Consider the following 17,064-nt stretch of genomic DNA (forward strand, 5'->3'; position numbering starts at 1 on the left):
CGACGTGAGCGAACGGCCGACCTCCGCACAGATCGCAGCCGCGCGCGGCCGCACGATCCGAGACGTCGTCGGGCCGGGCATGCGCGTGCTGCTCGTCGGGATCAACCCGTCCCTGTACTCGGCCGCCGCCGGCCATCATTTCGCCCGGCCGGGGAACCGCTTCTGGAAGGCGCTCGACGCGTCTGGCTTCACCGAGCGGCTGCTCTCGCCGGACGAGGACGCCACGCTGGCGGAGCGCGGCTTGGGCCTCACCAACCTGGTCGCACGCGCGACCGCGTCGGCCGCAGAGCTGAACGCCGACGAGTTGCGGCGAGGTGCGCGCCGGCTGGAGCGGCTCGTTCGTAAGCACGAGCCCGCCTTCGTCGCGTTCCTCGGGATCGGTGCGTACCGGACCGCGTTCGGCCGGCCCGGCGCGAGCGTCGGCCCGCAGCCGGACCGGATCGGAACCGCCGGGGTATGGCTACTGCCGAACCCGAGCGGGTTGAACGCGCACCATCAGCTCCCCGAGCTCACCGCGGCATTCCGTCGCTTGTGCCTCGCCGCGCGCGTGCCGAGCATCACCTCGCGGTGACGTCGCCAGTAGTGTCTTTGGCGCGCCTACGACCACCAGGGTCGTTCAGCAGCAGCCGCGTTTCGCCTGAACGAGCACACGGCCGGCGAGCGCGCCGGGAGCGTCGGCCGGCTTCGACGCCTTGATGATCGTGGAGTGGATCCCGTCGGCGACCACATGCGTCGAGGTGACGCTCACGTCGGAGAACCCCGCACGCTCGAGCGACGCTTCGACCTCGGAGAACGACAGCGCACCCGCGATGCATCCCGCGTAGCTGCCGCGCTCCGCGCGCTCCTCGGCGCTCAGCCGGTCCTCGGCCACGATGTCGGTGACGCCGACGCGACCGCCGGGCCGGAGCACGCGGAAGATCTCCGCGAACACGCGGTCCTTGTCCGGCGAGAGATTGATGACGCAGTTCGAGATGACGACGTCCACGGTATTCGCGGGCAGCGGCACGTCCTCGATGTAGCCCTTGAGGAACTCGACGTTGCGCGCACCGGCCTTGTCGCGGTTGGCGACGGCGAGCGCGAGCATCTCCTCGGTCATGTCGAGCCCGTACACCTTGCCTTCGTGTCCGACCCGTCCGGCGGAGAGCAGCACGTCGATCCCGCCGCCAGAGCCGAGATCGAGCACGACCTCGCCGGGCTTCAGCTCCGCCACGGCGATCGGGTTCCCGCAGCCGAGGCTGGCAAGGACGGCCTCGTCGGGGAGGGCGTCGCGATCCGACTTCTCGTACAGCCCAGAGCCGAAGTTCCCGGACGCGCCGCAACCGTCACCGCAGCCGCATCCCTCGTTCGCGACGCCGAGCGCCGCCTTCGCGTAGTGATCGCGAACCGTTTCGCGCACATCACTCATTTCGCTCCCTCCGTCGAAAACACGCCGGACAGCTGTTGCATCGCTCTGTGGTTGAGCGAGTAGTACGCCCAGACCCCGCGCTGCTCACGGTCGAGCAGGCCGGCTTGCACGAGCTTCTTCAGATGGAAGCTCACCGTCGGCTGGGACAAGCCGAACGCGCCGGTGATGTCGCAGACGCAGACCGGATCCGGGTTCGTGGCCAGCAGATTCACGATCCGAACGCGGTGCGGGTCGGACAACGCCTTGAACAGTGTGGCCGAGACCGCGGCCTCCTCTTCCCGCAAGGGACCTCCCGCGATCGCCGGACAGCACTCCGCCGGGCGCATGGCTTCCTGCACCACTCGCAGCTTCCGCTTCGGGCGATCCCGCGTCACCGCCGCCATGCCGATCCCTCCATAGATAGATGAACATCGATGGATGATAAAGGAGCCATCGATGGTCGTCAATATCTCGAACGGCGGAGCCGCGCGAAGCCCGTGGCCGAAGGCTTGGTCGCTAGGCGACGTCGCGTCGCTTGAAGATCTGCGTCGCGAGCGCTGCGATCAACACGGCGTAGATAGCCAACAACACACCGCCGCCGAGCATCGAGCGAACGGCTCCCTCCTCACCGGGGGCGACGAAGGAGGCGGCGTTGTTCCCGATCAGCCATGGCTCCCACTCCGGCCTGAGACCGCGGATCATGTTCTCGACAACGGCCAGCCACGCGAACGAGATCCCGAGCGCCAAGGCAGTGTTGCGCACCATGGTTGCGATCGCGCCGCCGAGCACGGCTCCCATCGCCCCGAGCGCGGCTCCACGCAGCCCGACCCCGATGACTCCGGCGAGCCACGGGGCGGTGGTACCCGATGTCGTGCCACGGAACGCTGCTGCAGGGATCAGCGCGAAACTGAGGAGCGCCTCGATCGTGAGGACGCCGATGAACACCACGACGGCCGCGGCCGCCAGCTTGGCAACTGCGACGCGCACGCGGCGCGACTCCCAGGTGAGCAGCGTCGCGATCGTGCGATGGTGCCACTCCGCGCCGAAACTCGACGCACCGAGGCCGAGCCCGAGCATCACCAGCGCGGCACTCGCGCCTCCGAGGACGTCCCGCAGCGACGTGAGGTGGAATCGCGGGTCCGCGGTGATCTGCGTGAGGTCGGGCGCCGCGCACGCCTTCGCCGGGTCGAAGCCCGCAGGCAGTTCTTCGTGCCCGAACTCGCCGCGCAGGCAGGCTTGATAGTCGCTCGTCGCGGCGATACGCGCTCGCTCGGTCGCCGCCGCCAGATCGCGGTTGGAGAACACGAAGGTAAGGACGCCGGCGGTGGTCACGACCAACAGGAGGAAGGTGCCGAAGAAGCGCACCGAGCGTCGGGACAGGAACCGCGCTACTTCGACCCCGAAGAGGCGCTTCATGCCGGCACCTCCTCGGCGACCGGCGCTTCCGGCTCGCGGGTCAGTTCGAGGAACACCGTCTCCAGGTCGGCCTCGTCGGGTCGCAGCTCCGAGAGATAGAGGCCCGCATCGGCGAGTATCCGCGTCACGCGTGGCCCTTGGTCCGCATCGAGCGCAACCCGGATCTCATCGCCGCGCACCGCGGCGGAGATCCCGGCAGCGCACAGAACATCCGCCCCCTTCTCGAGGTTCGCGAGGCGGACGACGAGCCGCGCGCCGCGTCCGGCCGTGAGGACCTCGCGCACGGGCCCGGCGGCGACGGCACGCCCTCGAGTCAGGATCGCGACTCGGTCGCAGGTGTTCTGAACCTCGGCGAGCTGATGGCTCGAGACGAACACGGTCCGGCCTTCGCGGCCGAGCGTGCGCAGCAATTCACGCACCTCGACGATGCCGGCCGGGTCGAGCCCGTTCGCCGGCTCATCGAGCATGACCAGCGCCGGGTCCTTGAGCAGCGCCGCCGCTATCCCGAGACGTTGACGCATGCCGAGGGAATAGGCATCGACGAGATCATCCGCCCGATCGCCGAGGCCGACTCGTTCCAGAACCGCGTCCACGGCGCGCGGGCCGATCCCATCCAGCCGGGCCAGCAGGATCAGATTCCTTCGACCCGTGAAGGTCGGGAAGAGTGCGGGCGCCTCCACGATGGAACCGATCCGGCCGATCACGCGGTGAAGCTGGCCGTCCGCGTTGACTCCCATGACGCGACAGCGGCCGGCCGTCGGCCGGACCAGCCCGAGCAGGCATCGGATCGTCGTCGTCTTGCCTGAGCCGTTGGGACCGAGGAACCCGTAGACGCCTCCCTCGGGCACGGACAGATCGAGTCCGGCGACCGCGACCGTGCGGCCGCGGCGGCCGCGATACTCCTTCCGCAGTCCTTCGATCTCGATGATCGCGCCCATCGCCTGCTCCTCGGGTGCGGAGGGGGCGTCGGCCGCCCCCTCCGTTGGCTCGGATGTTGCTAGCTCGCCACGACCACGCCGCAGGCGTAGCGCGGTCCGGCGTTACCGGTGTTCGCGGTCAGTCCGGTCGCCGTCGCGTTGGTGGTGCCGGACGAGTTCGCCGTGTACTGCGTCGCACCGGGGCCGACCGGGATGTTGCCGAAGTTGTCGGCGTCCCGATGCACGATCACGGCACGGCCGATGATGTCGGCCACGTCGTAGTGGTCGGTCTTGAACCGCGTCCACGCCGACCCGTCTTGATTTATTTGTAGAACGGGCATGTCGCCCCCGTGAGAGCCATGCGTCATCCCGGCCGGGTTGTAGTGACCGCCGGCCGTGAAGAACGGAACGGGGTTGCCCGTTGCAGGATCGACCGCCGCGGGGTCGCAGATCCCGGTGCTGTGGACGTGGAACCCTTTGAACCCCGGCACCAAGGCGGCCGGGAATGCCAGATCGTCGGCCTTAACCAGAACCCTGTTCCTTTGCTGGATGAACTTCACGACGCCGATCTCCGCACCGGCTGCGTTGCGAAGCACGGCCTTCGCGGTTGAGTCGTCCGCGCTTACTTGCGTGGTCAGCAGACCCGCCGCCACCGTAGCCACCGCGAGCGCCGCGACGGCCAGCATCCGGAATCTCTTCGAGCGCATGGCCCCTCCTCTCGCCTGTTCGGGGCCCATCGCCCGAACTCGACGCAGCCAACGCTAGAGCCCGGACGGCCGGGCCGGAACCCGGCCCTCACCACACCCGGCAGTCGTTAATCACCGGTCTCAGCGGTGCCTCCCCCTTCCGGTGCGTCGGATTCCCGCCGCGCCCCTGTCGGGCGCCACGCTTCCCGCCTTCTTCCAAGGCACGCATAATCACGACATGACCTCGCTCGAAGGAGCCGTTCCCTCAGGAACCGCCGCGGGGCGAGATCTCGCCGCCCGGATCGCCCTCGTTTCGATGCTGGTGGTCTTCATCGGCGCCGTGTACGCGGCGGTCGTCCTGGGGCTCGGGGCCATCCTCAACACGACGACGCCGAACACCGCACTATCGGCCGTCGCGATGACGATCGTCGCTCTGACGTTCGGCCGGGCTCGGCAGCGCGCGGACCGCCTCGTTGCGCGGCTCCTTCACGGACAGCGGGCGACCCCGTACGAGGTCCTCGCGGGTCTCTCGGAGCGCGCTGCCCAGTCGTACGCGCCGGAGGAAGCGCTCCCACGCATGGCCGAGCTGATCGCGGCCGGCACCGGGGCCGTGCAGGTCGAGGTGTGGCTGCGTGTCGAGGGACAGCTCCTGCTCGCAGCGTCGTGGCCGACGGCGCCGGCGGTCCGCCGCGCGCGACTGAAGCTTCCCGTCGTTGGGCTCCCGGCGTTCCCGGACACGGCCCGAGCCGTCGCGGTAAGGGATCGCGACGAGTTGCTCGGAGCGATCACGGTCGCGAAGCGGCCGGGCGAGCAACCGTCCGATACGGAGGAGCGCCTGCTGGCGGACGTGGCTTCGCAAGCGGGCTTGGTCCTCCGGAACGTTCGCCTGACCGCCGAGCTTTCCGCCCGGCTGGACGAGCTTCAAGCGACGACATCGGAGCTGCGTGCTTCGCGTCGGCGGATCGTCGAGGCGCAAGACTCGGAGCGGCAGCGGCTCGAGCGCGACATCCACGACGGCGCGCAACAGCACCTCGTGGCGCTCGCGGTCAAGCTCCGAATGGCCCGAACTTTCGCGGAGAAAGACCCGAAGCGAACTCAGACGATGATAGGCGAGGTCCGCGTACTCACCGACGCCGCGCTCGAGAACCTCCGAGACCTCACGAGCGGGATCTATCCTCAGGTGCTTGCGGCCGAAGGCGTGCAGGCTGCGCTCAAGAGCAACGTCGGCCGCGGCGGCCTGCCGGTATCGGTCTCGGGCCGCGGCGTCCGGCGGTTCGATCCGGCGGCCGAGATCGCCGTCTACTTCTGCTGCCTCGAGGCTATCCAGAACGCGGCCAAGCACGCCGGCGCCACGAGCGTACGGGTGCGGCTCGAACGGAAGGGAAGCGAGATCGTCTTCAGCGTCGCCGACGACGGGACCGGCTTCGACGCGTCCAGGGTGAAGCGCGGTTCCGGGCTTCAGAACATGGAGGACCGGCTCGCGGTGATCGGCGGCCGCCTCGAGATCACCTCGACATCGGGGGAGGGCACGACGCTGATCGGGTACGTGCCTGCCGGAGCATCGATGGGGGTCGCGTGATCTTCGTCCTGCTCGGCGTGGCCGCCCTCGGCGGCCTTGCGTACGCGATCGTCCGGGCGCTCGAAGGACGAGGCCACCCGCGTCCGAGTCAGATACCCGAGCCCACCGGCGGAGAAGACCGCGCGCCACGATTCCGCGTGCTACCGGTCGCCGTCGGGGGGATCGTCGGCACGGCAATGCTTGCTGCCTTGCTGCTCGGCACGGGCAACGATGATGTCGGTGGGATGCTCGTCTTCTTCGCCGTCGTCGGAGCGATGGGCCTCGGCGCGTGGTTCTTCCTTTTCAGCGGGCGGGTTCGGACGGCGACCCCCTCGGCCCGGAAGCGTTTGTGGCATGCGCTGTTCCTCGGCTTCTTCGCGGTCTACGCGCTGGGGCTGGGCGGATGGTTCGTTGCAGGGCTGGCCACCGGTATCGCCGGAAACGTCGACGGCCTGCACGAACGGTTGCACAAGTACGGTGGCGCGCCCAACGTCGTCACGATCAAAGCCTCCGACGTCGGGCCCTTCTCGATCGAGGGATCGCAAAGGATCCGCGAGATCACCCTCCGGGCCGGCACGCTCACGACGATCGAATTCACCGCCGCGCAAACGGTGGACAAAAGAGCCATCCCACACAACATCGCGATCCTCGATGGAGCGGAGCGCATCTTCACGAGCGCTCAGAACGCGCCCCGCTTCCTGGGACAGCCGGATGAGTATGGCGACCTCTACGAAGACGTGACCATCTTCCCTTCCTTCAGGGCGCCGGGGGAGGGCTTCTACACCTACCGATGTGACCTGCATCCGACGTTGCAGAATGGAACCGTTCGCGTGCTCCCGGCGAGCGCTCCGCTGACGGACCCCAACTCGCATCAAGGGCTTCGCGACATGGCCCGGCGCATGGCCGAGGTATCCCACCAAGCGGAAGGCCCCCTGGAGATCGTGGCCGACTACCTGTTCAGCCTCATCAGCTTCGGGCTGGGCATCTTCCTGGTCATCCTGCGGCCGCGCGAACGAACCGCCCGGGTCTTCGGTCTGGCGATGATCGGTACGGCCGCGGCGTACAACCTTCAGAGTCACGGGGCGGCGGCCGTCGCGAGCGTGTTCAACGATCCGATCCACTCGATCCTGCATCCACTCACCGGGATCATGTACGTCTACGCGCTGATCCTGTTCCCCGACGGGCACCTCGTCCCGCGATGGTCCAACCGATACCTGCGCATCGCCTATCGCGCGGCGGTCTTCGTGGCGGTGATGATCATGCTCGACGTCACCGGCGCGTTCGAGCCGAACTTCGGGGCGCACCCGGCCGCCTTGGTGGTCGTGTTCGGGATGGTGATCCCCCTGATCGGCATCGCCGCGCAGTCCTATCGATTGCGGCGCGCCACGACCTCGGAGGCGCGGCAGCAATCTCGACTGCTCGTTTGGGCGCTCGCTACTGCAGCCATCCTCGGTGTTGCGCTCTTCGCGCTCGGCGGCTTCGACCTCGGCACGCTCATCAACCCGACGCAAGCGGACCCGACGCTGATCGGCTCGGTCGAGAGCCGTGCCTTCCGCGTCTTCCAGCCGTTGTTCGTCGTCATCCCCGTTGCGCTCTTCGTCGGGATCATGCGCTTCCGGCTCTGGGACATCGACCTCGTCATCAGCCGTGCACTCGTCTATGGGACGCTGGCGGCGCTGATCGGTTCCGCATACGTCGGCGTCGTCGTCGGCCTGGGTGGAGCGATCGGCAGCCAAACCGGCCTTTCGATCGCCGTGACGGTCGCCGTAGCGCTCGCGTTCGATCCGTTGCGCTCGCGTCTGCAACGGCTCGCGAACCGGCTCATCTACGGCGAGCGCGCCTCGCCTTACGACGTCCTGTCGGAGATGGCGCACCGGCTCGCCGGCGCCTCCTCACCGGACGAAGCGCTGGACACGATCGCGGAGGCCGCGGGTCGCGCCGTCGGCGGCGTGCGGGCGCGAGCGCGATTGGAGCTGCCCGACCGCGACGCGTGTGAATCGTTCTGGCAGTCGGCCGATGGGGACGCGCCCTTCGATCGAACCGTCGACGTCGTGCATCAAGACAGAAAGATCGGCGACATCTCGGTCGCCAAGAGGATCGGGGATCCGCTGCGGCCCGCGGAGAACCGGCTGCTCGAAGCGCTCGCCGGTCAGGTCGGACTCGCACTGCAGAGCCTGCGCCTCGCCGAGCAGCTCCGCATCCGGCTCGCCGAGCTCGAGGTGGCCGCGCGCGAGCTTTCCGGCTCCCGCGGAAGGCTGATGCGAGCCGCCGACGCCGAACGCCGGCGCCTCGAGCAGCTCATCCACGAGGGTGTGGAGCGCGAGCTCCAGGCGATCGGCGACGCGCTGAAGATCGCCGAGGAGCACGTGGCTCGCGATGCCTTGGGCGCGGTCGACGAGCTGGAGCGCATCGCCGAGCAGGCGAATCACACGCAGGAGGCGCTGCGCGGGCTCGCACGAGGCATCTTCCCGCCGCTGCTATCGGACAAGGGCGTCGGCGCCGCCCTGCAGAGCCACCTCCGCAAGATGGAAGCCACGGTGACGATGAGCGGGACGCTCGACGAGCGGTTCGACGCTCGCGCGGAGGCGGCCGTCTACTTCTGCTGCATCGAGGCGCTGCGTCCCATGAGCCGAGCGTCCGCCGATGCAACGGCGGCGACGGTCGAGCTGGCGCGCGAGAACGGGTGGGTCCGGTTCGCCGTCCGCAACACCGCCGGCCTGACCGCGACGTCCGCCGAGGTGCAGCTGCTCGTGGATCGCATCGAGGCGGTGGGCGGCACGCTCGTGGTACACACGAGCGACGGGCAGACCGAGGTGGCCGGACGGGTTCCTGCGAGATCGAACGAGGCCGAGCCCGTGGATCAGATCGACGACCAGACGCTCGTCAGCCTGTCGGGATCGAAGGCGGACTTCGGGACGTAAGCCGAAGCCCCGCATTCACGAGCCGCCTCCGCGAGCTCGTCCTCCTCGTAGGTAGAGAGCAACACCACCTTGGACGCCGTCGCCTCGGCGAGGATCCGCCGGGTAGCCTCCGTGCCGTCGATGCCCGGCAGGTTGACGTCCATCAGGACGAGGTCGGGACGCAACGTGCGCGCCAGGTCCACCGACTCCTCGCCACTTTCCGCTTCACCGACGACCTCGAAGTCGCCGGCGGCCTCGACGACCTCGCGCGCAACCGCGCGGAACGGCTCCTGGTCGTCGACGATCAGGACGCGAACGGCCACGTCGTTCTCCACGAGCCAGTATGTCCCGACACGCTTCCGCTCCTACAACGGTGCCAACACCACAATCAAGCAGCCGTGCTTTGGGCCAGGAACAGAAGGACGGCTTTCACACGACGATGGACGTCCTTCTCTTGCGTCAAGCCGAGCTTGGAGAAGATCGAGTTGATGTGACGTTCGATCGCGCGCTCGGTCAGCACGAGCGCGGCGGCGATCGCCGCATTGTTCTTCCCCTGCGCCATCACCGAGAGGACCTCTCTTTCACGAGCGGTGAGCTGATCGAGCGGCGAGTCCGCCTTCGAACGGGCGGCCACGAGCCCTTCCACGATCTTCGGGTCGATCACCGAGCCGCCGCGCGCAACCTCACGCAGCGCCGCGACCAGTTGGTCGAGATCCGATACGCGCTGCTTAAGCAGATACCCGCGGCCGCGCGCGCCGCGCTCGAGGAGCGCCAGGGCGTAATCGGGCTCGTCGTACTGGCTGAGCACCACGACGCCGATGTCGGGGTTGGAGTTGCGCAGCTTCTCGGCGGCTCTGATGCCCTCGTCGGTCTCGGTCGGCGGCATGCGGATGTCGGTGAGGACGACATCGGGCTTCTCGCGCTCGACCGCCTCGAGTAGCGAATCCAAGTCGCCGCAGGAAGCGACGACTTCGACGTCGGGCGCGGTGGCGAGGAGCTCGCGAACGCCCTCACGGATGAGGAAGTTGTCCTCGGCGATGACGACGCGCAGCGGCATGGGTAGAGGATACCCGGCGGAGCCGGCGTCCTAGCTGCGGTCGCCTTCGGTGACCGCAGCGAGCGCGGTCTTCGCTTCCTGGACGGTGTCGGCGGCCGAAGCCCCGGCCAGGAACACCGACCGCAGCAGGTCGTCGCGTCCGCGAAGGTCCGCCGCGGGACCGCTGAACCGGACCTCGCCGCGTTCGAGGAAGTACGCGCGAGACGCCACATCGAGGGCCAGATCGACGTGCTGCTCGACGATCACGACGGCGACCCCCTCCGCGTTGAGCCTTCGAACGGTGTCGAGCAGCTCCTCGACGACCTTCGGCGCCAGACCCAGCGAGAGCTCGTCGATCAGGAGCAGCTTCGGATCCATCACGAACGCTTTCGCGAGCGTCACCATCTGCTGCTGCCCGCCCGACAGCGTGCCGGCGATCTGCCGACGCCGGTCGGCCAGGAACGGGAAGAGCTCGAGGGTCGCCTCGATCCGCTCCTTGCGTTTCGCCCGTTCCCGTCCGTACAGGAACCCGGCCATCTCGAGGTTCTCCTGGATCGTCATGCCGGGGAACACGCCGCGCCCGCCCGGCATCTGCACGATGCCACGCTTGACGATCTCCGCCGGACGCATGCCGCCGACCTGCTCGCCGTTCCACTCGACGTGCCCCAGCGAAGGTTTGAGCAGACCGGAGATCACGCGAAGGATCGTCGTCTTGCCGGCGCCGTTGGTGCCGAGGAGGGCGACGATCTCGCCGTCGCCGACCTCGAGCTCGATCGAGAACAGAACGTGGATCGGCCCGTAGAACGCGTGGACGCCCTCGACCTTAAGCACTTTCGGCCCCTTCGCGGCGCGTGCGCCCGAGGTAGGACTCGAGCACCCGCGGATCGGCGGCGACCTCGTCGGGTGTGCCCTCCGCGATGATCTTCCCGAAGTCGAGCGCGTAGACGCGCTCCGAGACGCCGAAGAGCAGGCCCATGTCGTGTTCGATCAGGAAGATCGCACAGCCGGTCTCGTCGCGGATGCGCTTCAGCATCGGGCCGAGCGCCTCGACCTCTTTCTGCTGGATGCCGGTCGCCGGCTCATCGAGCAGGAGCACGCTGGGTCGGAGCGAGAGCACCGACGCGAGCTCGAGGAAGCGGAGCGTTCCGTAGGACAGCTCCCACGGGTACCGCTTGCGCCACGGACCTAGGTTGATCACTTCGAGCATCTGCTCGACGAGGACACGGGCTTCGGCCTCGTCGCGGCGCCACGACGGCAGGCGCAGCATCGCCGCGATGGGCCCGGCGCTGAGGTGCCGATGCTGAGCGACCCGGAGGTTCTCCTCGACGGTGAGCCCGCGGAAAAGACGCTGGTGCTGGAACGTCCGCCCGAGCCCGAGCGCGACGCGCTCGTAGGGGAACAGATGCTCCACCGCACGTCCGCCGAGCACGACACGGCCCGCGTCCGGCTTGATGAATCCGGATATCGCGTTGAACAGCGTCGTCTTGCCGGCGCCGTTGGGCCCGAGGAGACCGACGATCTCACCGGGCTGGATCGCGATCTCCACGCCGTCGAGCGCGGTGATGCCGCCGAATCGCACCGTGAGACTCTCGGTGGTCAGGATGGCGCCCGCTTTCTCGTGGGCGCTCGCGCGGAGGGACTCTTCGGTCGCGGTCACGGGAGTCACTCCGATCCGAACACGAGGATGACGACGATGATGGCGACCTGCACCCCGAAGCCGATCACGGTGATCGGGATGTTGCGCCTCGGGTTCTCGCGGATCCGCTCGGCTTGGATCTTCACGACCTGGACGATGCCCCCCGGCCGCAGGAGCAGGAACGCGACCAGCACGAGCGCGGCGTAGACGCCGACATAGGCGAACACGCGCTCGGCGCCCTGGAAGACCACGGTTTGGGTGATCAGCGCCGTCGCGCCGAGGAATGCCCCGAATGCCGAGTCGATGCCGCCGATCACCGCCCAGATCACGAGGAGCAACGACGACAGCTCGACGAACGGCGACTGGAACGGCCCCGGCGCCGCGGTCCCCAGCAGCGTGATGTAGAACGCGCCGCCGATGCCGGCGATCATCCCGCCGATGACGAGCGCGGTCAGCTTCGCCTTCGTCGCGTTGATCCCGAGCGCCTGGGCCTCTCGTTCGTTGTCGCGGACGGCGAGCATCGCTCGCCCGGCGCGCGAGTTCTTGAGGCCGTGCACCGCCCACACCATCAGCAGCGCTGTGAGGATCGAAAGAACGTAGAACCCAAAGTCGCTCGAGAAGCTCAGAGAGCCGAGCGCCGGACGATCGACTTCGTGTCCGGCTTGCCCGCCGGTGAACGCATCCCATTTGAACAGCGTCTCGCCGAGCGCGTTGCCGAACGTCAGCGTGGCGATCGCGAGATACAAGCCTTTGAGCCGGACCGATGCCGCACCCACCATCACGCTGATCGGAACCGTCGCGATCGCCGCGATGGGCACCGCGAGCCAGAACGGCCATCCCCAGACGGTGGCCGCGACCCCGGTGGTGAACGCGCCGATGCCTACGAACGTGAACGGCATCAGCGAGATCATCCCCGCGTATCCGGTCACGACGACGATCGACAGCTCGAGCATCGCCCAGACCGCGACGTACGCGGCGATGTAGAGGCCGAAGGACCCGAAGGCGAGCGGAAGGAAACCGAGCGCGAGGAGCGCGGCCCCTGCGAGCGCCTGCAGCCGCGTCAAGCGGGGCAGCCGGAGGGCGAGCGCGGCCGGCTCGGCGCCGGCCTCGGCGAGCGCCGATTCGGTGGGCGCAACGAAGACGCCTTTCATGCCTCGAGCGCTTCCTGCTCGGCACGCACAACGAAGAAGCGCTCCGTGTGCGCCAGCAGTAGGACGACGATGAGGATGGCCGCGACGACCGACCGGCGCGTGCTCCACCAGGTGGGAGCCAGGATCATCATCTCCTGAGCCACACCGAACACGAATCCGCCGATGACCGCGAGCGGCAGGTTGACGAGCCCACCGACGAGCGCCGCGCCGAACGCGGGGATCAAGAAGTTCCCGAACGGGGTCGTCTCGACCACCGTGATGATCCCGCCTCGCGCGCCTGCGGTGAACGGGATGATCAGCAGGAGCGCCAGGCCGGCCAGCGCCGAGCCGATCGCCCACGCGATCATCGAGTAGCGATGCTCGTCGATCCCGGCGAGCGAGGCCGCTTCGCGGTTCTGCGCGACGGCGCGAAGCGCGCGGCCCGTCCGTGAATAGCGGAACCAGGGCAGGAAGGCCATTGCGATCACGATCGCGGAGGCCGCGGCAACGATCTGCGTCGAGAAGATCGCCGCGTTCCCGACGCGCACTCGGGCCACCGGCAGCCACGGTTCGACGATGGTCGTCGCCTCGAAACCCAAGAGCATCTGCGCGACGACGGCAGCGAACTGCGCGACCCCGAGCGCGATCAGGATCAGCACGACCTGGTTCGTGCGCTTCACGTGCCGGAACACGGCCTGATACGCACCCGCGCCGGTGGCGCCGCTGAACACGACCGCGAGGATCGCGGCGAGCACGGGCGACATGCCGGCCTTGGACGTCAAGAGGAAGTACGCGACGAGCCCGAACAGGCCGATCCCCCAATGCGCGAAGTTCGTCACACCTGTGGTTCGGTAGATCAGGACCAGCCCGAGCGCGAGGAGCGCGTACACCGCCCCGCGAGCGAGGCCGAACGACGTCACCTCGATCACCGGGGCGGCGAGTATCACCCGGTCAGCCCTTCAAGAAGGCGCGGTAGGCCCAGCCGAAAGCCGGGAAAGGCGGGTAGCGCGACAACGCGCGGGCCCAAGCGAATCGCGTCGTCCATCGCCCGATGATCATCAGGAACCCGATGAAGCCCAGCGCGACGATCACCGCGGCCGGCCATGGGCTCCCGGCCAGCGAGCGCACCTCGAAGCGCGGCAGGGCGACCGGCTGCGAGGGCGCCGGCGGGATAATAGGTGGACCGACCACCGGCGGCGTTATCGGCGGCGGCACGATCGGCGGGATCGGCGGGATGGGGATGGTGGGCAGCTCCGGCAGGAAGCTCGAGGCGGGGACGCGTCCGACGCCGGCGTTGAGGATCGCTCCGGCCACGTAAATGACCTGATCGCCGAAGAACTTGCCGCCGAGGGTGAGATTGCCGGCCAGGCTCTCCGGGAACGGGTTCTGTCCGTCGAAGGGGTCGACGGGGCTGCAGGGATAGCCGTAGCCGATGCTCAAGAACGGATCGCCGTTGAAAGGGTCCTCGGGCAGGCAGATCTGGTTGAGCATCGTCTTGGCCGCGAGGAACACACCCGGAGCACGGATCATCACCCGACGGCCCTCGTCCGCGACCTGAACGACGGGGCGAACGACGCCGAGGAACGCGTCCGGGCCGAGCGCGATGATCTGCCCCGCATCGAGCGACGCGATCTTCGAGCCGCCGATGTGGAGCCCCGATGCCTCGGTCTTCGCGATGGCCACGAGTCCCTTCTCGGTCCCGTCCGACGAGAAGGAGATCACCGAACGCACGGCGTCGATGATGATCGCGCCGTCCGCGAGATTCGCTCCACGCACCGTCGAGGTGAGAACGCCGTGGATCCGGCCGCCCGCCTCCCACAGCTTCACGATCGACACGCCCTCCTTGGAGCCGCCCGGCGCCGTCGTGGCTCCCTCGAACGTCGTGAAGGCCGACATGTTGTAGGTGGACGTGTCGTTCGCTCGGGAGAGCATGTGCGCGTTGAAGGGACCGGGGTACATCCCCGTCTCGGAGAAGGCGTCCACGACGGCGCAGCGTTCCTCGTAGTCGTTGCGGTTGCCGACGAAAGCGTCGCTCTCGACGTGTGCCTCGGTTTCGCGGCGGCCGCTGTTGTCGACGTAGTACATCGAGGCGAAACCGCCCGACTCGGGAGTCGAGGCCATATGGCCCGACGCTAAGCCGTGCGTGACCGTCACGGGGTTGCCTCTCGGCCATTCGCTCGCCGCACCCATGCCGCCGTCGTCGGTCACCCCACCCTCTGCGTCCTCGGGCTTCGGCGTCTCGGGCGCTTCCTCGGTACGACCCAGCGCGGCGTCCTCGCACGAGTCGGGGGTCTGGTTGTAGCGGGCCCGGTCGCAGCCGTAGTTCTCGTCGTTCTCGGCGACGCACGGCGAATACTTCTCGGTCACGAACGTCGACTGCGGGTAGTGGATCTGCCAGAGGGACGCGCGCGCTTCCTTGATCGAATAGGCGAGCACGGTCTTCTCCTCGGCCATCGCCGGGGAGGACGCGAGCGACGCGAGGATCATCCCGAGCACGACGACCGAAAGAGCTCTCTTGAGCTTCATGGGATCACGTCTCCGTCAGGCTGCCGGGAACCTTGACGTCCGACAGCGTCACGAATCCATTGGTTCGGTCGTCGAAGCTCTCGCCCGTGAAATTGATCAGCCAGATCGCTTTCCCGCCGAAGTGATCATTGGGACCGGTCGTGAGGATCGGTCCGATGCCGGCGTCCCAGTTCTTGAGGTTCCCGACCGTGCGGATGAGCCCTTCGCGAGAAAGGTTGGGGCCGGTCATCCCCAGCCACAGTCCGAGCCCGAGCGTGATCGCGATGGGTCCGTAGGTCAAGACGTCCTCCGGCTCGTTCGGCAGATACTTCTCCCGCACGTCGCGCAGCGTCTCCGCGCCCGGGAGGTTCGACCAGGGGATGCACGGCAGCGCCTGGCAGTCGGTGATCATCCCGGTGCACGCCGGCCCGCACACGTCCGCGAGCGTCTGCACCCAACACGTCGCGCATGCCCACTGCACGCCCGTATCCGTCATCCCCCAACCCGCGTTCTCCGCCGAGATGGCGGCGAACACGCCCGTGATCGCGTCCAGCGCGATGACGGCATCCGGCTCGGGGTTGGAGTCGATTCCCTCATAGCAGTTCCGGACCTGCTGGACCTCGGACTGAAGGCCACCGGGCGCCTCCTGAGCCTTCTTGTACGCGATGCATTTCTCGGGCAATTCTCGGCCCGTGATGTGCTTGTAGACCTGCTTCACGACGCGCACCTGGTTGTTGATCAGCGACGGGTCCGAGAAGACCGCCAGGCGCTTGCGTCCGAGCGTGTTCATCAGATAGCCGACGTGGATCGCCGCCACCTTCAGAAGGTCGGTGCCCGGTGCGTAGTTGTACGTATCGAGCCTCGGGTAGCGCATCTCGGAGAAGTAGCACCAGATCCCCGGAACCTTCTTCTTGTTCTGGTACTGCGTCGCCGGTCCCATCAGGTTCGATTGGAGGTAACAGTCGCGCACCAGGAAAGCGTTCTCGACGTCGATGAGGCGTCGCATCGCGGCCGCGGCCTCATCCTGATCGTTGCGGTTAAGCGAGAGCACCTTCAGCTCGACGGTTCGGCCCCAGATCCCAGGCCGCGTCGGGCAGCTCCAGTCGAATCCGCCGGGCACGCTCTTGATCGTGTTCAGGTAGTTGACGGCGACGCGCATCACGCGCGCGGTCTGCTCGCCCAAAGGCCTCAGCGCGCCCGACAACGGGATGATCGTTCCCCATTTGATGGACTTGGCCGTGAATCCGTGCGACGGGTTCGCGTTGGTCCCGCAGCGCGAAGCCGGGTCCGAACCCACGATGCCCGGCACCTGCTCGTCGAGGTTGACGTCCCCTTGGGTTCCGCCGCTGAGCTGCGTCGCGCGTGCGCTCGGCTCGATCGACGGCGCGGCCGCCGGCTCGATCTTGCGCGCGAGCACGGTCGTGCCGCACGCGGTCAGCGCGAGCGCGAGCGCGAGGGCGTTCACCAGCCAGCGCCTCATGCGGACAAACCCTTGCGAAGATCGAGGGAGCGGAGTGCGGCCACGAGGAGCACGAGGGCCGCAACGATCGCCGCTGCGAGGAGCATCCACGCGCCCCAGCCCAGCCCGGCGTGATAGCCGGCGAAGTCGGGCTGACGCTGCGCCGCCGTGGCAAGCTCGGCGGCTCGGCGGTCGAAGAAGTCGATTCGTATGCCGGAGAGGATCCCGAAGGCGATAGCGACGCCGGCGGCACCGAGCTTGAGAACCTTCCGCCGGCCGAGCCACACGATCGCGGAGAGCCCGAGCAACACGGCGAGCACGGCCAGCACCCAGCCCGTGACGTCGTTGTGCCCCATGATGACGCCGACCTGGAGCGGCTCGTCGCGTGCCGTCGCGCCCGCGCAGGCACGCACGCCGGCGCCGAGCGCTCCGAGCAC

At 68.1% G+C, this 17,064-nt stretch carries 17 protein-coding genes; 3 read left to right on the forward strand and 14 right to left on the reverse strand.

Features of this window, described 5'->3' with window-relative positions; translation table 11 throughout:
* Positions 1–4 precede the first annotated feature (4 nt).
* Entirely contained in the window at positions 5–571 is a 567-nt protein-coding gene (gene mug, locus WEB06_14200; GenBank protein ID MEX2556764.1) for a G/U mismatch-specific DNA glycosylase, read from the forward strand.
* A 45-nt stretch (positions 572–616) separates the two neighbouring features.
* On the opposite strand, the gene arsM is transcribed toward mug, so the two are convergent.
* The 5 genes from arsM to WEB06_14225 all read right to left on the reverse strand — a co-directional run bounded on the left by arsM (position 617) and on the right by WEB06_14225 (position 4,424).
* Complete coding sequence (gene arsM / locus WEB06_14205) at positions 617–1,405, reverse strand: arsenite methyltransferase (GenBank protein ID MEX2556765.1); 789 nt, start codon at positions 1,403–1,405, stop codon at positions 617–619.
* Positions 1,402–1,788, reverse strand: coding sequence for a metalloregulator ArsR/SmtB family transcription factor (locus WEB06_14210; protein MEX2556766.1), 387 nt, complete (start codon positions 1,786–1,788; stop codon positions 1,402–1,404). The genes arsM and WEB06_14210 overlap by 4 nt, the downstream gene beginning before the upstream one ends.
* Positions 1,789–1,900: 112 nt before the next feature.
* The gene (locus WEB06_14215) at positions 1,901–2,800 is read right to left on the reverse strand and encodes a hypothetical protein (GenBank protein MEX2556767.1); all 900 of its coding nucleotides are present in this window, start codon (positions 2,798–2,800) and stop codon (positions 1,901–1,903) included.
* On the reverse strand, positions 2,797–3,738 hold the full coding sequence (locus WEB06_14220; protein MEX2556768.1) for an ABC transporter ATP-binding protein: 942 nt from the start codon (positions 3,736–3,738) through the stop codon (positions 2,797–2,799). Before WEB06_14220 ends, WEB06_14215 begins: the two co-directional genes overlap by 4 nt.
* Positions 3,739–3,797: 59 nt before the next feature.
* Positions 3,798–4,424, reverse strand: coding sequence for a superoxide dismutase family protein (locus tag WEB06_14225; protein MEX2556769.1), 627 nt, complete (start codon positions 4,422–4,424; stop codon positions 3,798–3,800).
* 217 nt (positions 4,425–4,641) lie between these two features.
* Here WEB06_14225 and WEB06_14230 point away from each other — a divergent pair, with 217 nt between their 5' ends.
* On the forward strand, positions 4,642–5,982 hold the full coding sequence (locus tag WEB06_14230; GenBank protein ID MEX2556770.1) for a sensor histidine kinase: 1,341 nt from the start codon (positions 4,642–4,644) through the stop codon (positions 5,980–5,982).
* On the forward strand, positions 5,979–8,882 hold the full coding sequence (locus tag WEB06_14235) for a hypothetical protein (protein MEX2556771.1): 2,904 nt from the start codon (positions 5,979–5,981) through the stop codon (positions 8,880–8,882). Before WEB06_14230 ends, WEB06_14235 begins: the two co-directional genes overlap by 4 nt.
* Here WEB06_14235 and WEB06_14240 read toward each other — a convergent pair.
* The 9 genes from WEB06_14240 to WEB06_14280 form a co-directional block, all read right to left on the reverse strand.
* Positions 8,822–9,184 (reverse strand): response regulator transcription factor, encoded by a 363-nt coding sequence (locus WEB06_14240; GenBank protein ID MEX2556772.1) that lies wholly within the window; start codon positions 9,182–9,184, stop codon positions 8,822–8,824. The two genes, WEB06_14235 and WEB06_14240, sit on opposite strands and share 61 nt — an antisense overlap.
* 65 nt (positions 9,185–9,249) lie before the next feature.
* Entirely contained in the window at positions 9,250–9,918 is a 669-nt protein-coding gene (locus WEB06_14245) for a response regulator transcription factor (GenBank protein ID MEX2556773.1), read from the reverse strand.
* Positions 9,919–9,948: 30 nt separating this feature from the next.
* Entirely contained in the window at positions 9,949–10,728 is a 780-nt protein-coding gene (locus tag WEB06_14250; protein MEX2556774.1) for an ABC transporter ATP-binding protein, read from the reverse strand.
* Positions 10,721–11,554, reverse strand: a complete 834-nt coding sequence (locus WEB06_14255) for an ABC transporter ATP-binding protein (protein MEX2556775.1) — start codon at positions 11,552–11,554, stop codon at positions 10,721–10,723. The genes WEB06_14250 and WEB06_14255 overlap by 8 nt, the downstream gene beginning before the upstream one ends.
* Before the next feature lie 5 nt (positions 11,555–11,559).
* A complete protein-coding gene (locus WEB06_14260; protein MEX2556776.1) occupies positions 11,560–12,684 on the reverse strand; it encodes a branched-chain amino acid ABC transporter permease in 1,125 nt (374 codons plus the stop codon).
* On the reverse strand, positions 12,681–13,610 hold the full coding sequence (locus tag WEB06_14265) for a branched-chain amino acid ABC transporter permease (GenBank protein ID MEX2556777.1): 930 nt from the start codon (positions 13,608–13,610) through the stop codon (positions 12,681–12,683). Before WEB06_14265 ends, WEB06_14260 begins: the two co-directional genes overlap by 4 nt.
* Positions 13,611–13,614: 4 nt before the next feature.
* Positions 13,615–15,189 (reverse strand): hypothetical protein, encoded by a 1,575-nt coding sequence (locus tag WEB06_14270; protein MEX2556778.1) that lies wholly within the window; start codon positions 15,187–15,189, stop codon positions 13,615–13,617.
* Positions 15,190–15,193: 4 nt separating this feature from the next.
* Entirely contained in the window at positions 15,194–16,648 is a 1,455-nt protein-coding gene (locus WEB06_14275; GenBank protein MEX2556779.1) for an ABC transporter substrate-binding protein, read from the reverse strand.
* Positions 16,645–17,064, reverse strand: a 420-nt coding sequence (locus WEB06_14280) for a hypothetical protein (protein MEX2556780.1), incomplete at its 5' end; no start/stop codon positions are given. The genes WEB06_14275 and WEB06_14280, both read right to left, overlap by 4 nt.

Source organism: Actinomycetota bacterium, assembly GCA_040905475.1.
Classification (GTDB): domain Bacteria; phylum Actinomycetota; class AC-67; order AC-67; family AC-67; genus DATFGK01.

Excerpts from the sequence above, each read along its gene's own strand:
- arsM (MEX2556765.1), bottom strand. The coding sequence starts at position 1,405 with ATGAGTGATGTGCGCGAAACGGTTCGCGATCACTACGCGAAGGCGGCG.
- WEB06_14210 (MEX2556766.1), bottom strand. The coding sequence starts at position 1,788 with ATGGCGGCGGTGACGCGGGATCGCCCGAAGCGGAAGCTGCGAGTGGTG.
- WEB06_14215 (MEX2556767.1), bottom strand. The coding sequence starts at position 2,800 with ATGAAGCGCCTCTTCGGGGTCGAAGTAGCGCGGTTCCTGTCCCGACGC.
- WEB06_14220 (MEX2556768.1), bottom strand. The coding sequence starts at position 3,738 with ATGGGCGCGATCATCGAGATCGAAGGACTGCGGAAGGAGTATCGCGGC.
- WEB06_14225 (MEX2556769.1), bottom strand. The coding sequence starts at position 4,424 with ATGCGCTCGAAGAGATTCCGGATGCTGGCCGTCGCGGCGCTCGCGGTG.
- WEB06_14230 (MEX2556770.1), top strand. The coding sequence starts at position 4,642 with ATGACCTCGCTCGAAGGAGCCGTTCCCTCAGGAACCGCCGCGGGGCGA.
- WEB06_14245 (MEX2556773.1), bottom strand. The coding sequence starts at position 9,918 with ATGCCGCTGCGCGTCGTCATCGCCGAGGACAACTTCCTCATCCGTGAG.
- WEB06_14260 (MEX2556776.1), bottom strand. The coding sequence starts at position 12,684 with ATGAAAGGCGTCTTCGTTGCGCCCACCGAATCGGCGCTCGCCGAGGCC.
- WEB06_14270 (MEX2556778.1), bottom strand. The coding sequence starts at position 15,189 with ATGAAGCTCAAGAGAGCTCTTTCGGTCGTCGTGCTCGGGATGATCCTC.
- WEB06_14275 (MEX2556779.1), bottom strand. The coding sequence starts at position 16,648 with ATGAGGCGCTGGCTGGTGAACGCCCTCGCGCTCGCGCTCGCGCTGACC.